Annotated in this window: 14 protein-coding genes; 7 read left to right on the top strand and 7 right to left on the bottom strand. The window is 62.7% G+C overall.

Annotated features, from left to right (window positions below; all coding sequences use genetic code 11):
- Positions 1-27 precede the first annotated feature (27 nt).
- The 4 genes from XH85_RS23915 to XH85_RS23900 are packed head-to-tail and all read left to right on the top strand — an operon-like array spanning position 28 to position 3705.
- Positions 28-786 carry an SDR family oxidoreductase gene (locus tag XH85_RS23915; protein ID WP_128933755.1) on the top strand — a complete coding sequence of 253 codons (759 nt, stop codon included), beginning with the start codon at positions 28-30 and terminating at the stop codon, positions 784-786.
- 18 nt (positions 787-804) lie between these two features.
- Positions 805-1599: an enoyl-CoA hydratase-related protein gene (locus XH85_RS23910; protein WP_128933754.1), complete on the top strand. Its 795-nt coding sequence runs from the start codon at positions 805-807 to the stop codon at positions 1597-1599.
- Between the two features lie 7 nt (positions 1600-1606).
- On the top strand, positions 1607-2536 hold the full coding sequence (gene kce, locus XH85_RS23905; protein ID WP_128933753.1) for a 3,5-dioxohexanoate:acetyl-CoA acetone transferase: 930 nt from the start codon (positions 1607-1609) through the stop codon (positions 2534-2536).
- Between the two features lie 23 nt (positions 2537-2559).
- The gene (locus XH85_RS23900; RefSeq protein WP_128933752.1) at positions 2560-3705 is read left to right on the top strand and encodes an acyl-CoA dehydrogenase family protein; all 1146 of its coding nucleotides are present in this window, start codon (positions 2560-2562) and stop codon (positions 3703-3705) included.
- Positions 3706-3722: 17 nt separating this feature from the next.
- Here XH85_RS23900 and XH85_RS23895 read toward each other — a convergent pair whose 3' ends face one another.
- Genes XH85_RS23895 through XH85_RS23885 form a run of 3 tightly spaced genes read right to left on the bottom strand, consistent with a single transcriptional unit; the run spans position 3723 to position 6233 of the window.
- Positions 3723-4910, bottom strand: coding sequence for an acyl-CoA dehydrogenase family protein (locus XH85_RS23895; RefSeq protein ID WP_128933751.1), 1188 nt, complete (start codon positions 4908-4910; stop codon positions 3723-3725).
- Positions 4903-5784, bottom strand: a complete 882-nt coding sequence (locus XH85_RS23890) for an HpcH/HpaI aldolase/citrate lyase family protein (RefSeq protein ID WP_128933750.1) — start codon at positions 5782-5784, stop codon at positions 4903-4905. Before XH85_RS23890 ends, XH85_RS23895 begins: the two co-directional genes overlap by 8 nt.
- Positions 5781-6233, bottom strand: a complete 453-nt coding sequence (locus XH85_RS23885; RefSeq protein ID WP_128933749.1) for a MaoC family dehydratase — start codon at positions 6231-6233, stop codon at positions 5781-5783. The genes XH85_RS23890 and XH85_RS23885 overlap by 4 nt, the downstream gene beginning before the upstream one ends.
- Positions 6234-6359: 126 nt before the next feature.
- On the opposite strand from XH85_RS23885, the gene XH85_RS23880 reads away from it, so the two are divergent.
- On the top strand, positions 6360-7373 hold the full coding sequence (locus XH85_RS23880; protein WP_128933748.1) for an NADP-dependent oxidoreductase: 1014 nt from the start codon (positions 6360-6362) through the stop codon (positions 7371-7373).
- Positions 7374-7384: 11 nt separating this feature from the next.
- On the opposite strand, the gene XH85_RS23875 is transcribed toward XH85_RS23880, so the two are convergent.
- Complete coding sequence (locus XH85_RS23875) at positions 7385-8260, bottom strand: SDR family oxidoreductase (protein WP_128933747.1); 876 nt, start codon at positions 8258-8260, stop codon at positions 7385-7387.
- A gap of 128 nt (positions 8261-8388) precedes the next feature.
- Here XH85_RS23875 and XH85_RS23870 point away from each other — a divergent pair, with 128 nt between their 5' ends.
- The gene (locus tag XH85_RS23870; protein ID WP_128933746.1) at positions 8389-9192 is read left to right on the top strand and encodes an enoyl-CoA hydratase/isomerase family protein; all 804 of its coding nucleotides are present in this window, start codon (positions 8389-8391) and stop codon (positions 9190-9192) included.
- Position 9193: 1 nt separating this feature from the next.
- Here XH85_RS23870 and XH85_RS23865 read toward each other — a convergent pair whose 3' ends face one another.
- The 3 genes from XH85_RS23865 to XH85_RS23855 form a co-directional block, all read right to left on the bottom strand.
- Positions 9194-10819 (bottom strand): AMP-binding protein, encoded by a 1626-nt coding sequence (locus XH85_RS23865; protein WP_128933745.1) that lies wholly within the window; start codon positions 10817-10819, stop codon positions 9194-9196.
- A gap of 119 nt (positions 10820-10938) precedes the next feature.
- On the bottom strand, positions 10939-11739 hold the full coding sequence (locus tag XH85_RS23860; protein WP_128933744.1) for an enoyl-CoA hydratase/isomerase family protein: 801 nt from the start codon (positions 11737-11739) through the stop codon (positions 10939-10941).
- 45 nt (positions 11740-11784) lie between these two features.
- Complete coding sequence (locus XH85_RS23855) at positions 11785-12666, bottom strand: SDR family oxidoreductase (RefSeq protein WP_128933743.1); 882 nt, start codon at positions 12664-12666, stop codon at positions 11785-11787.
- Between the two features lie 227 nt (positions 12667-12893).
- Between XH85_RS23855 and XH85_RS23850 the strand changes: the two genes are divergently transcribed.
- Positions 12894-13418, top strand: a complete 525-nt coding sequence (locus XH85_RS23850) for a MarR family winged helix-turn-helix transcriptional regulator (RefSeq protein ID WP_128933742.1) — start codon at positions 12894-12896, stop codon at positions 13416-13418.
- The last annotated feature ends 37 nt before the right edge of the window (positions 13419-13455 follow it).

Raw genomic sequence — 13455 nt, 5'->3', positions numbered from 1 at the left:
AACGACAAAACACAAGGGAGATCGACGTTGAAGGGCCTATCGGGAAAAGTTGCCGTCGTGACCGGCGGCGGACAGGGCATCGGACGAGGATTGACGCTGCGGTTGGCCGAAGAGGGCTGTAAGATCGCGATCTTCGACATCAATCCGCAAGGCGGCGAAGAGACCGCACAGCTCGCACCGCAGGCCATCATCAAGACCTATGCCGTCGATGTGGGCGATGCGGATTCCGTCAACGCCGCGGTCGCCAGGGTCGAGGCCGAGCTCGGGCCGATCTGGCTCCTGGTCAACAATGCCGGCTGGGATCGGCCGATGCCGTTCCTGAAGACCGACCGGGAGCTGTGGGACAGGATCATCCGCATCAACCTCTATGGGCCGCTCAATACCCACAAGGCGATTGCACCGTTGATGGCGGAGCGCGGCGGGGGCCGGATCGTCAATATCGCATCCGATGCGGCGCGCGTTGGCACCAGCGACGAGGCCGTCTACTCCGCCTGCAAGGGCGGACTCATTTCCTTCACCAAGTCGCTGGCGCGCGAACTTGCGCGCAAGAACGTCCTGCTCAATGCCGTCTGCCCCGGCCCCACCAATACGCCGATGATGGCGGCGGTGCTGGGCGAAGGCGAGCACGCCGTGAAATGGAAGGATGCAATGCTCAGAGGCATCCCGCTCCGCCGCATGGGCGAGCCTGACGATTACGGCGGGATCGTCGCGATGCTTGCGTCCGACGACGGCAAATTCATCACCGGACAAACCATCTCCGTCTCCGGCGGAATGAACATGATCTAACTTGCGCGAGGACACGCCATGACTGATCCCAAGCAATTCACCGACGTCATCTACGAAATCCGCGACCGCGCCGCGTGGATCATCATCAACCGTCCGAAGGTCTACAACGCCTTCCGCGCGCGGACGCTGGACGAGCTCATCCAGGCCTTCCAGCTCGCCGGCAACGACCGCAATGTCGCCAGCATCGTGCTCACCGGCGCTGGCGAGAAGGCGTTCTGCACTGGCGGCGATCAATCGGCCCATGAAGGCCAATATGACGGCCGCGGCGTGGTCGGCTTGCCGATCGACGAGATCCAGGGTCTGATCCGCGACGTGCCGAAACCCGTGATCGCCCGGGTCAACGGCTTTGCCATCGGCGGCGGCAACGTGCTCGCAACGCTCTGCGATTTGACCATCGCCGCCGACCACGCCCAATTCGGCCAGGTCGGCCCCAAGGTCGGCTCGGTGGACGCCGGCTGGGGAACGGCCTTCCTCGCCCGTCATGTCGGCGACAAGAAGGCGCGGGAGATCTGGTATCTGAACGAGCGCTATACCGCCGAACAGGCGCGCGAGATGGGTCTCGTCAACAAGGTCGTCCCCATGGCGCAGCTCGACGCTGCCGTAAAGGATTGGACCGACAAGCTCGCGCAGCGCTCGCCGACCGCGCTCGCGCTCGCGAAGCGATCCTTCAACGCAGATTCCGACAATATCCGCGGCATCAGCAACTTCGCGCTCCACGCCGTAAAGCTGTTTTACGACACGGCGGAATCGAAGGAAGGTGTCGCGGCCTTCAACGAAAAGCGCGATCCGGACTTCCACAAGTTTGCGCGCTAGCGGCCCCATGGCTCCTCACAAGGTCATCATCTCCTGCGCGGTCACAGGATCGATCCACACGCCGTCGATGTCGCCGCACCTGCCGGTGACACCGGCGGAGATCGCCCAGTCCGCGCTCGGCGCCGCGGAGGCGGGGGCTGCAATCGTGCACCTGCACGCGCGAAATCCGGTCGATGGACGACCGGATCAGTCGCCGGAGGCTTTCGAGCCCTTCCTGCGCGTGATCAAGCAGAGCTCCAACGTCGTCGTAAACCTGACGACGGGCGGCTCCCCCTACATGACGGTCGAGGAGCGCGTTCGCCCCGCGGCGACCTGGAAGCCGGAAGTTGCCAGCCTCAACATGGGGTCGATGAACTTCGGCCTGTTCCCGATGCTGAAGCGGTACAAGTCGTTCAAGCACGACTGGGAGCCGCAAATGCTGGAGGGCTCACACGATCTCGTCTTCCGCAACTCGTTCAAGGATATCCGCTATGCGCTGGAGACGCTGAACGGCTCCGGCGCGCGGTACGAGTTCGAATGTTACGATACGAGCCATCTCTATAACCTGCACTACTTCTGGACGGAGGGGCTGGTGAAGGCGCCCCTCTTCATCCAGACGTGCTTCGGACTGCTCGGCGGCATCGGCTCGCATCCGGACGACGTCATGCACATGAAGCGAACCGCCGACCGGCTGTTCGGCGACAACTATCGCTGGTCGGTGCTCGGTGCCGGGCGCGCACAGATGCCGGTAGCAGCCATGGCGGCAGCGATGGGCGGCAACGTCCGCGTCGGGCTCGAGGATAGCCTCTGGATCGGCGCAAGCCGCCTCGCTGAAACCAATGCGACACAGGTGACGCAAGTGCGCAAGATCATCGAAGGCCTCGGGCTCGAGATCGCAAGTCCTGACGAGGCACGTGAAATCCTGCATCTCAAGGGCGGCGACAAAGTCGCCTTCTAACTCTCAACTCGTGGCCGACAAACATGCTACCCAATCGCCCTATATTCGACGAAGAGCACGCCCTCCTGCGCGAAAGCGTCCGCCGCTTCGCTACGTCGAAAATTGCGCCGCACTTCCAGGAATGGGAGAAGGCCGGAATCATTGATCGCGCCTTGTGGCCGGCGGCGGGCGAAGCCGGCCTGCTCTGTCCCCAAGTGCCTGAGCAGTACGGCGGCATCGGCGGCGATTTCCGCCACAATGCCGTCGTCATCGAAGAACTCGCCTATTCGGGATTTGCGGGTCCCGCGACCGACTTCTCGGTTCACAACGACGTCTGCTGCGGCTATCTCCTGAGTTACGGCACCGCGGAGCAGAAGAAGAAATGGCTACCGCGCATGGTCTCCGGCGAGGCCGTCTGTGCCATCGCCATGACCGAGCCAGGGACCGGCAGCGATCTTCAAGGCATTCGCACGCGCGCCGTGCGCGAAGGCGATGAGTACGTCATCTCCGGTCAGAAGACCTTTATTTCGAACGGCCAGATGTGCGACCTCGTCATCGCGGTAACCCGCACCAATCCGGACGGAGGATCGCGCGGCATGAGCCTGATCCTCGTCGAAACCGATCGGCCCGGGTTTCGCCACGGTCGTAACCTCGACAAGCTCGGCCATCTCTCCTCCGATACGTCGGAACTGTTCTTCGATCAGGTCCGCGTTCCCGCCAGCAACCTCCTGGGCTCGGAAGGCGGCGCGATGGCTGCGCTGATGAGCGAGCTGCCGCAGGAACGCTTGACGATCGCGCTCCACTCGATTGCGTCGGCGCAGAAGGCGTTCGACATCACCAAGGCCTACGTCCTCGAGCGCAAGGCGTTCGGACAGGCGATCGGCTCCTATCAGAACACGCGCTTCAAGCTCGCGGACCTCAAATCCGACCTTCAGGTTGGCTGGGCTTACGTCGATCAGTGCCTCAGCCAGCATGTTCGTGGAGAGTTGACGACCTACGCCGCATCGACCGCAAAGCTCTGGATCACCGAGATGCATGGACGGCTGGTCGATCAGTGCCTGCAATTCTTCGGCGGCTATGGCTTCATGCGCGAATACGAAATTTGCCGTCTGTTCGCGGACGCACGTGTGCTGCGGATCTATGGCGGCACGTCAGAGATCATGCGGGAGTTGATCTCGCGCAACCTCTGACGCGCTTCTCAAGCGCGTCAGTAGCTCTTCGGCAGATCGAGCACCTTCTCCGCGATGAAGCTCAGCATGAGCTGTTCGGTGATCGGTGCGAGCCGGGTGATCGAGACTTCGCGGAACAGCCGCTCGACGTGATACTCCTTGGCATACCCGAAGCCGCCATGCGTCATGATAGCTTGCCAGGCGGCATCATGCCCAGCGCGCGCACCGAGGAATTTGGCACTGTTGGCCTCGGCGCCACACGGCTTTCCGGCATCGTAGAGCCAAGCGGCGCGCATCGCCATCAGCCACGCTGACTCGAGGTACATCCATTTCTCGGCGAGCGGGTGTTGGATGCCCTGGTTCTGACCGATCGGACGGTCGAACACGACCCGCTCCCTAGCATAGCGGGTTGCGCGGCGCAGCGCGTCCTGCCCGATTCCGATCGCCTCGACCGCGATCAGGATGCGCTCGGGATTGAGGCTGTGCAGGATATAGGAGAAGCCCTTGCCTTCTTCGCCAATTCGATCCGCCTCGGGAATGAAGAGGCCATCGATGAAGATGGCGTTGGAATCGACAGCCTTGCGCCCCATCTTCGGGATGCGACGCACCTCGATCTTGGAACGATCGAGATCGGTATAGAAGATGGTGATGCCGTCGGTCGGCCGCTTGCAGTCCTCGTATTTCGTCGTCCGCGTCAGCAGCATGATCTTGTTGGCGACCTGCGCGGTCGACGTCCAGACCTTCTGCCCGTGCACGCGATAACCGCCGGGAACTTTCTCGGCAAAGGTCTTGATGCGCGTGGTGTTCAGCCCGGCATCCGGCTCGGTGAAGCCGAAACAGCATTGGTCTTCACCAGAAACCAGGCGCGGCACCCAGCGGCGCTTCTGGTCGTCGGTCCCCTTCACCACGATCGGGTGCGGCCCGAAGAGATTGATATGCACGGCCGACGCCGACGTCATGCCACCACCATGGCTCGCGACCTCATGCATCATGATTGCTGCCTCGGTGACGCCAAGCCCGGCGCCGCCATACTCTTCGGGCATGGTAATACCGAGCCAACCGGCGTCCGCCATGGCACGATGGAATTCGCGCGGGAACTCGCCGTCGTCGTCACGCGCCAGCCAGTACTCATCATCAAACCGCGTGACGACAGCACGCACGCCTTCACGGATCGCGGCGTGATCTTCGGGCACGTCGAGCTGATTGGAGAATGACCTGTTATCCATTCGAATGTCCCTCCCCGACCGATGCTAGGGTTCGCCGCGCTGCGACCAGATGCGGAATGTCGTACATCTTCCCGTCGATCCCAACCGTGCCGACATCCGGCGCCGCGGCGAACGCCGCGACGACGCGGCGTGCATGCGCAAGATCGGCATCCGAGGGCGTGAAACAGGTATTGATGGTCGCGACTTGATCCGGGTGGATCGCGACCCGACCGACGAAGCCGTCGCGGCGTGCGAGGCGGCAGCTCTCGGCGAGCCCGTCCTGATCCTTGAAATCCGCATAGAGCGTATCCAGCGCAGCGACACCGGCCGCACCCGCGGCGAACAGGCATTGCGCGCGAGCCACCTGGTAGGGGAAGGTCCAGTTGCCGTCCGCCTCCTTGTTCGTGAGCGCGCCCAAGGCCGCGCTCAGGTCTTCCGCCCCCCAGGTCATCGCAACCAGCCGCTCGTTCTTGCGAGCGTAGCCGTTGAACCCGATCATGGCGGCCGGTGTTTCGGTCGCGACAACCAGCAGCTTGACGTGCCCGGGCCGAACGCCAGTTGCGACCTCCAGCACATCGACATAGTGCGATACGAGATCGACGTCCTCGATGCCGTTGACCTTCGGGATGAGGATACCGTCGAGGCCCGGACGAACCACCGCCGCCAGATCTTCCAGCGTGAGCCCCGTACCGAACGGATTGATACGGACCAGGAACGACCAGTTGCGCGGCCCGCCGCCCAACAGATCCTTCACAGCACCTCGCGCAAAAGCCTTACGCCCCGGTGCCACGGAATCCTCGAGATCGAGGATCAGTGCATCGGCGCCGATTCCGTCTGCCTTGGCGAACTTCCGTTCGCTGTCGGCCGGAACAAAGAGCAGCGAGCGGAGCTTCATGTCGGCCTCCGCATCATCAACCCGCTCCTGCGGCAATAGACCACTTCCTCGTCGCGTTGATTGAAGCCGCGATGCTCGAACGTCACGATGCCCTGCGTCGGACGCGACTTGCTTTCCCTGACGGCAATCACCTTGGTCTCGGCCCGTAGCGTGTCACCGGCAAATACCGGTCGCGGGAATTTTGTGTCCTCCATGCCGAGATTGCCGACGGTGGTCCCCAGCGTCGTGTCCTGAACCGACAAGCCGATGATCAGACCGAGCGTGAAGATCGAATTCATCAGGGGCTTCCCGAACTCGGTGCCCTTGGCATATTCGTGGTCGATATGGACCGCGGCCGGATTGTAGGTCAGCGACGAGAACAGGATGTTGTCCATGTCCGTCACTGTGCGCCGGATCTCGTGGACGAACGTCTGTCCGACCGAGAACTGCTCGAAATAGAGCCCCGCCATGTTGCTTGCCTCTTACTGTATCTTGCAGGGTGAGGCGGCCGCAGCCGCCGCGATGTCCTTGTCTCCCGACCAACTTCTACCGTATACTCATATCGTACACAAGCGTACTAATTATGAGGATCGCTCATGTCCCCGCGCGAAAATCGACAGGTTCGGCTGACGGCCCGGCCCAGTGGGATACCGCAAGCCGAGCATTTTTCACTCGTGACGGAGCCCGTGGCCGGGCCCGGCAACGGCGAGATCCTGATCGAAAACCGCTATCTCTCGGTCGATCCGGCGCAGCGCGGATGGGCCAATGACGAGGGGAACTACAGCGCGACGGTGCCGCTGAACACGCCGATGCGCGCCCTTGCTGTCGGCAAGATCGTCGAAAGCAATGTGCCGGCATTTCGAGCAGGCGAGTTCGTTTACGGGTGGTTTGGCTGGCAGCGCTATTGCGTCGCCGCACCCGACGCCGTTCTGCGGCGCGTTGTTCCGTCCGCCCTCCCGCTCAGCGCCAACCTGAGCGTGCTCGGCATGAACGGCCTGACCGCCTATCTTGCCTTTCACGGCCTCGGTGATCCCAAGCCAGGCGAGCATGTCCTGGTATCGACGGCTGCCGGCAGCGTCGGCAGCTTTGTCGGTCAGCTCGCGAGGATTGCGGGATGCCGTGCCGTTGGGCTCACCAGTTCCGCCGACAAGATTACGCAGGCCAAAGCCCGGTATGGCTATCAGGACATGATCAACTACCGCGAGGCCGCCGACCTCGGCGCGGCCCTTCGCGCGGCGTGTCCGGAAGGAAATGACATCTTCTTCGACAACACCGGTGGCGCGATCGCCGATGCCGCCATCCGGACCATGCGGTTACGCGGACGCATCATCCAGTGCGGCACGGCCGCGAACGCGTCCTGGACCCCCGTACCGAGCGGCCCGCGCCCCGAGCGCGAGGTTCTCACGCGCCGCCTGCGATGGTCGGGCTTCATCATCTTCGATCATCTCGCCGAATTCGACGCGGCCGCCAAGCGCCTCGCCGACCTCGCGCTTGCCGGCCAGATCGTCCACGACGAGGAGGTCCTCCCGGGGCTGGAGCATGCCCCCGGCGCAATCGCACGACTTTACCGCGGTGAAAACCACGGCAAGCTGATCATCGCCGTTGACTAGGCTGTCCTTCCCTAGGCGCTGGCCTTCCGCTTCATCACCTCGGGCAATTTCGCCCGATGGAAGCCCTCGAATGGCAGACTGCGGTTGTGCGGCTCGAGCTTCCACGTCGTGCGGGCGTTCGGCGTCCCGCCATCGACGCGGACGCAGGATCCGGTGATATAGGCGGCCGCCGGCGACAGCAGGTAGGTGATTGCAGCCGATATCTCGGCTTCCGTGCCGAAGCGCTGAAGCGGCACGCCTGCGGTGAAGTCATGGAGCTTCTTCTGCATCTCCGGCGTGTAGGTGTCAAAGCCGCTGGAGACGATGCCGCCGGGGGCGACCGCATTGACGCGGACGCCTGAGGACGACCATTCGCATGCAGCCGTCTCGGTCAAGGTGAGCATGCCGCCGCGAGCCGCCGCCGAGTGGCCGAACTCCGGCCAGCCATGCCAGATGTCGGCGATGATGTTCACGATGGAACCGCCATTGGCCTCCATCCAGCGATTATAGACCTCACGCATGAAAATGAAGCCGCCGGTCAGATTGTTGCGCACGACAGCTTCAAAGCCCTTGGTCGAGATCGTCTTCAACGGCGCTCGAAATTGCCCCCCGGCATTGTTGACCAGGCCGTCGATACGGCCATAACGCGCGAGCACGGCATCAATCGCGCCAACCACCATGGCCTCATCGCGGATGTCGCAGGCATGGCTCATCACCCTTCCGCCATCTTCCTCGATCTCACGCTGTACCTCGACGAGCTTTTCCATCGTCCGGCCGAGAATTGCGACGTTCGCACCAAGGGCCGCGAGCTCGTGAGCGGTGCAGCGCCCAATCCCGCTCCCGCCACCAGTCACGATGATGGTCTGCCCCTTGAACAGGTCCGGCCTGAACACGGACTGGTATGGCATCTCCTGTCTCCCTTGAAGGTCGTATCGTCGGCCGTTCTCTCTTCGGCAAGCAACGACGGCATTGCGCTCCATGATCGTACACTTTATTACTATATGACATCAAAGACAATGAACGATGGAGAGCGAGCATGGCGCAGCTGAGCACCATCACCGTCGAGAGCCGCGGCGCGATCGATATCCTGACGTTGAACCGTCCGGCACAGCTCAACTCGGTCTCCCCCGACATGATCGTGGAACTGACCGCCTATTTTTCCGGCCTGCACGACCGGCCGACGACACGCGTCGTGCTGTTGCGCGGCAACGGGCCTCAATTCTCCGCCGGCGCCGAACTCGGATCGGATGCGTTTGCCGCGCCCGGCAAGGGTCGCCCTCAACGCCAGCTCAAGATGCAGCAGAACTACTCCGGCGTGATCCGCCTGATGCGGTCATGTCCGCAGCCGATCATCGGCCTCGTTCATGGCGCGGCATGTGGAGCCGGGTTCTCCTTTCTGCTCGCCTGCGACGTTCGCTTCGCGGCGCCTGATGCTCGTATGAACGCGGCTTATATCCGCATCGGTGTCGGCGGCTGTGATATGGGCTCGGGCTATCTGCTGCCACGTCTCGTCGGCCTCTCCGTGGCCTCCGAGTTTCTCCTCACGGGTCACTTCCTCAAGGCTGAACGGGCGAAGGCAATTGGACTGGTCAGCGACATCGTGCCTGCTGAAGATCTTCTCACAAAGGGCATCGAACTCGCCGAAGACATGTTGCGCGTGTCTCCGATGGGTCTGCGCATGACGAAGCAGGCGCTCAACACACTAATCGACGCGCCGAGCCTCGACGCGGCGCTGATGATGGAAGACCGGCAACAGGTCATCCTCCTGGAAACTAATGATCACGCGGAAGCCGTCGCCGCGTTTCGCGAGCGACGAAGTCCGACCTACTCCGATCAATGATCTACTTTGCTTCGGCAATTGCCGCGGCAAGCTCGCGCAGCTTGAATTTCTGGATCTTGCCGCTGGCTGTGCGCGGAAGCTCGGCCACAAGTTCAATACGTTCCGGCCAGAACTGCTTCGCCATCCTCGCCTCGCCCAGATAGGCCTGCACCGCCGTCAGGTCGATCGTGCAGCCGCTGCGAGGAACGATGAAAGCGCAGCCGCGCTCGCCCAGTCGGGCATCCGGAAATCCAACGACCGCGACTGCGGACACTGCGGGATGCTTGTAGAGCAGGTTCTCGATCTCGACGACGGGGACATTCTCGCCGCCGCGGATCAGGATGTCCTTCACTCGGCCGGAAATCCGGATGTACCCATCCTCGTCCATGTAAGCGAGATCGCCGGAGTCGAACCAGCCATCGCTGTCGAAGGTCGGCAGCTCCGGCCGCTTGTAGTAACCCTTGAACATCTGGGCGCCTCGGACCAACAATCGGCCCGGCTCGCCCGCCGGCACCGGATTGCCCTCGGTGTCGACGATCCTGACTTCCATCCCCTCCAGCGATCGGCCGTCCGTGCTCGCCGACTTCTCGGCGGCGCGCGACGGCTCCGTCAACGTACCCGACAGGACTTCGGTCATGCCCCAAAGCGAGCAGACCTTGAGACCGAGCTCACCGGCCGCACGCTCGATGAGAACCGACGGAATCGGCGCCCCGCCACACAGGAAGGACCGCAGACACTTCGGCTGCGGCGAGCCACCCTTCACGGCATCGCAGATGTCGCTCAGGAACGGCGTCGAGGCCGCGGTATAGGTGACACCTTCATGAGCCATCAGGCTGACACCACGTTTGGCTTCCCAGATGTCCTGAAGGATCATCGTGCCGCCGAGATAGACGGACAGCAGGACGATCGCGGCATAGCCGGTCATGTGGCCCACCGGAGAGGCCACCAGCAGCACGTCGCTTGAATCGAGCCCGAACCGACCTGACAACGCCTTGCAGCATGCAATCAGCGAATTCGACGTGTGCATGACGCCTTTTGGCTCGCCGGTCGTGCCTGACGTGAACATCAGCACAGCCATGTCATCCGGACGCAAGCCGGGCTGGAGCTCGTCCGCCTCGGACGATAGCAGCATCCTCTCAAAACCCGTGTCGCCCTCGCCGTCGGCAACGATCACGTGCTTCAGGTGCGGCAGCTCGGCGCGCATGCCCTGCGCCATCGCGGCGTAGTCAAGGCCACGATATGTCTTCGGCACGATGAAGACCTTGGCCTGGCAGAAATTCAGGATGTAGACCAGCTCGCGCTCCCGCAGGATCGGCATCACCGGATTCATGACCGCGCCGATCCTGCTGCAGGCGAACGCCGTGACGACAAACTCCCACCAGTTGGGCAGTTGCACGGTGACGACGTCGCCGCGCCCCACACCGAGCCGCAGCAGCGAGCTCGCGGCCCGATCGGCGAGATCGTTCAGCTCCCGGTAGGTCAAGCGCGGCGCGTGTTCGCGATCCGCGCGGTCGGCGACGATTGCGATCTTGTCGGGTGTTTTTGCGACGGCTTCGGTCAGAAGCTGGTCGACGGTCTTGTCCAGCCAATAGCCGGCTTGCCGAAAGTTCGCATGAGACGTGTCTCGTATGACGGCGGCCACGGTCATTTCTCCCTCTGTCGTGTCCTATTCCGGCTTCGGCGGTCGGATTATTTCGTTTATTGATATACGTTGCGGCAGCGTACGATTTGCTACCAAAGGTCCAATTTGTCGCTTCCGGCGGTAGATCATTTTCCAGCAAACACCGGCTTTCGCTTCTCGACGAATGCCCTGACGCCCTCCTGCGCGTCGGCCGTTCGCGACATCGCGGCGAGCGTCTGCGCCTCCTCCTCGAGCTGGCTCTCGAACGATCGATCAGCCGTTTGCGAAAACAGACGCTTGATTGCGCCAAATGCCTCGGTCGGGCCGGCGGCGAACTCCTTCGCAAGCCGTGTAGCCTCGGACTGCACGGCATCCGCCGGAACGACAAAATCAACCAATCCGAGCGACAGTGCCGTCGCCGCATCGAGCGTCTCGCCGAGCAGGAAAAAGCGCTTTGCCCGCGCGATGCCGATACGCCGCGTGACGGTCGTCGTCGACCCACTGTCCGGGCTGAAGCCGATTCTGGAGAATGCGGCCGAGATCTTCGCCGATTCCGCCATCACGACGAGGTCTGCCGCCGCCATCAGCGACACGCTGCCGCCGGCGACGTTGCCATGGACGGCGGCGACGACGGGCGCCCGCATGCGCACCATCCTAGCGAGCGCGACGTGAAGATCGGCGGTCCAGGCCTTTATCGTTCCGGGCAGCGCTTCGCCCTGCTTCACCAGCGCCATGAGGTCGCCGCCCACGCTGAACAGCCGCCCCCGTGCGGACAGAAGCACGGCCCGTACGTCGGCGCGCTCGCTCAGCTCGGCGATCGCCAGTCCGAATTCACGGCAAAAATCTCCGTCAATCGGGTTGCCGCGGGCGGACTGATCCAGAACGATATGAGCAAGACCATCGTCGATGGTGCATTCAAAGCTCTTGGTCGATATGGCCAGTCCCATCGGCTCTTCCCTTCGATGCTTCTTCGCGGCCCGCGCGTCAGAAGTTCAGATTGAGCGCGCTTGCTTCTCTTTTTGGACCGAGGCCTGAATGGCTTCGCGCGCACGCTGCCAGTCGGCAGGCGATAGCTTGGAAAGCCCGGCGAAAGTGCTCGGCGCAGCCAGATGATGCCCGCCATCGATACTGATCGTGTCACCGGTGATGTAGCTCGAGCCATCCGACATCAGGAAGATCAGGAGATTGCGCAGCTCGTCCATCTTGCCGAAACGGCGCAGCGGCACCTCCTCCGCTTGGGTCGCACCGACACCTGTCTCGGCAAGCGGATTGAGCTTGTCCCACGCTCCCTCCGTCGGAAATGGGCCAGGCGCGATGGCATTGACGCGGATACCCTTGGGTCCCCACTCGACCGCGAGCGACATGGTCATGGCGTGTACGGCGGCCTTTGCCATCGCCGACGGCACCACATAGGCGGACCCGGTCCACACCCAGGTCACGAGGTTGCTGATGATGCTGCCTGGCAGGCCCGCGGCAATCCAACGCTTGCCGCAGGCAAGCGAGGCATAGAACGAGCCGTCCATCACCGTCGACCGAACCGCCTCGTAGCCCCGCGGCGAGAGGCTTTCGGTAGGCGCAAGGAAGTTGGCCGCGGCATTGTTGACGAGCCCCGTAAGGGGACCCTCGGCCCAGATGCCCGTCATCATAGCCTCGATGCTGTCGGGATCGCGTACGTTGGCAAGCAGCGCGGAAACCGTTCCCCCGGACCGCTCGGCGATGTCGCGCACGGCCTGATCGAGGACCTCTTTCCTCCGCCCGCAGATGTAGACGTGAGCGCCGTGGGCGGCGAAACCGACTGACATCTCCTTGCCGAGTCCCGTCCCTCCGCCCGTGACCAAGATGCGCTTTCCCTTGAGCACGGCGGCGTCGAACATGGGCGACTTCCTTCCTGCGATTGAATTCCTATGAAGCGGGCGCTTTCGCGATCCAACGAGTGGGCGCCTCTTTATGAACTAATACACTAGCGTACTTCTTTTGTAAATCCGCGGCTCGGCAGTTAATTGGGGAATTTTCAGCCGATCCCACGACCTTTCCTTTAAAATACGCTGGTGTATGGTATTAGTTGAACCTCTACCTCCGACTCGCCTCAAGGGAAACATCGATGGTTGATCAACCCGATTGGGATCTTCGGCTTGGATATCTCATCCATGACGTGTCTCGGCTCAGGAGGATGATGTTCGATCGGGCGCTTGCGCCGCTCGGGATCACCCGCTCGCAATGGTGGGTCCTGGCGTTCATTTCGCGCAAGGATGGCCTTCCCCAGGTGCAACTCGCCAACGAGCTCGACGTCGGCAAGGTCGCCGTCGGGGCCCTGATCGATCGGCTGGAGACATCGGGGTTCGTGATACGGCAGGCCGATCCGGTCGACCGGCGGATCAAGCGCGTCTATGTCACCAAGCAGGCCCGCGGATTCCTCGAAAAGCTCCGGAAGGAAACCGACAAGTTCAATGCAAGAATCGTCAACGGCATCGACCGCAAGCAACTGGAAGCCGCTTCGGAAGCCCTCCTTGCGATGAAGCACAACCTTCTGGCCATGTCTGATGGCACGGAGACCCAGAGCGGAGAGGACGAGGAGGAAGACGCGCCGCGGTCCAAAACCCGGAAAAAACGGCGGGCGGCGGCCTGAGGCCAGCCACCCGCCCGAGGTGCTCCGGGAGGAGTTC

The sequence above is a fragment of the Bradyrhizobium zhanjiangense genome, from assembly GCF_004114935.1.
Classification (GTDB): domain Bacteria; phylum Pseudomonadota; class Alphaproteobacteria; order Rhizobiales; family Xanthobacteraceae; genus Bradyrhizobium; species Bradyrhizobium zhanjiangense.
The sequence above is the reverse complement of the archived record's forward strand: the minus strand, read 5'-3'. Positions and strand labels throughout refer to the sequence as shown.

Bases quoted from the DNA above. Each gene is read 5' to 3' on its own strand.
- XH85_RS23910 (WP_128933754.1), top strand. From the start codon at position 805: ATGACTGATCCCAAGCAATTCACCGACGTCATCTACGAAATCCGCGAC.
- kce (WP_128933753.1), top strand. From the start codon at position 1,607: ATGGCTCCTCACAAGGTCATCATCTCCTGCGCGGTCACAGGATCGATC.
- XH85_RS23900 (WP_128933752.1), top strand. From the start codon at position 2,560: ATGCTACCCAATCGCCCTATATTCGACGAAGAGCACGCCCTCCTGCGC.
- XH85_RS23895 (WP_128933751.1), bottom strand. From the start codon at position 4,910: ATGGATAACAGGTCATTCTCCAATCAGCTCGACGTGCCCGAAGATCAC.
- XH85_RS23890 (WP_128933750.1), bottom strand. From the start codon at position 5,784: ATGAAGCTCCGCTCGCTGCTCTTTGTTCCGGCCGACAGCGAACGGAAG.
- XH85_RS23885 (WP_128933749.1), bottom strand. From the start codon at position 6,233: ATGGCGGGGCTCTATTTCGAGCAGTTCTCGGTCGGACAGACGTTCGTC.
- XH85_RS23880 (WP_128933748.1), top strand. From the start codon at position 6,360: ATGTCCCCGCGCGAAAATCGACAGGTTCGGCTGACGGCCCGGCCCAGT.
- XH85_RS23875 (WP_128933747.1), bottom strand. From the start codon at position 8,260: ATGCCATACCAGTCCGTGTTCAGGCCGGACCTGTTCAAGGGGCAGACC.
- XH85_RS23870 (WP_128933746.1), top strand. From the start codon at position 8,389: ATGGCGCAGCTGAGCACCATCACCGTCGAGAGCCGCGGCGCGATCGAT.
- XH85_RS23865 (WP_128933745.1), bottom strand. From the start codon at position 10,819: ATGACCGTGGCCGCCGTCATACGAGACACGTCTCATGCGAACTTTCGG.
- XH85_RS23860 (WP_128933744.1), bottom strand. From the start codon at position 11,739: ATGGGACTGGCCATATCGACCAAGAGCTTTGAATGCACCATCGACGAT.
- XH85_RS23855 (WP_128933743.1), bottom strand. From the start codon at position 12,666: ATGTTCGACGCCGCCGTGCTCAAGGGAAAGCGCATCTTGGTCACGGGC.
- XH85_RS23850 (WP_128933742.1), top strand. From the start codon at position 12,894: ATGGTTGATCAACCCGATTGGGATCTTCGGCTTGGATATCTCATCCAT.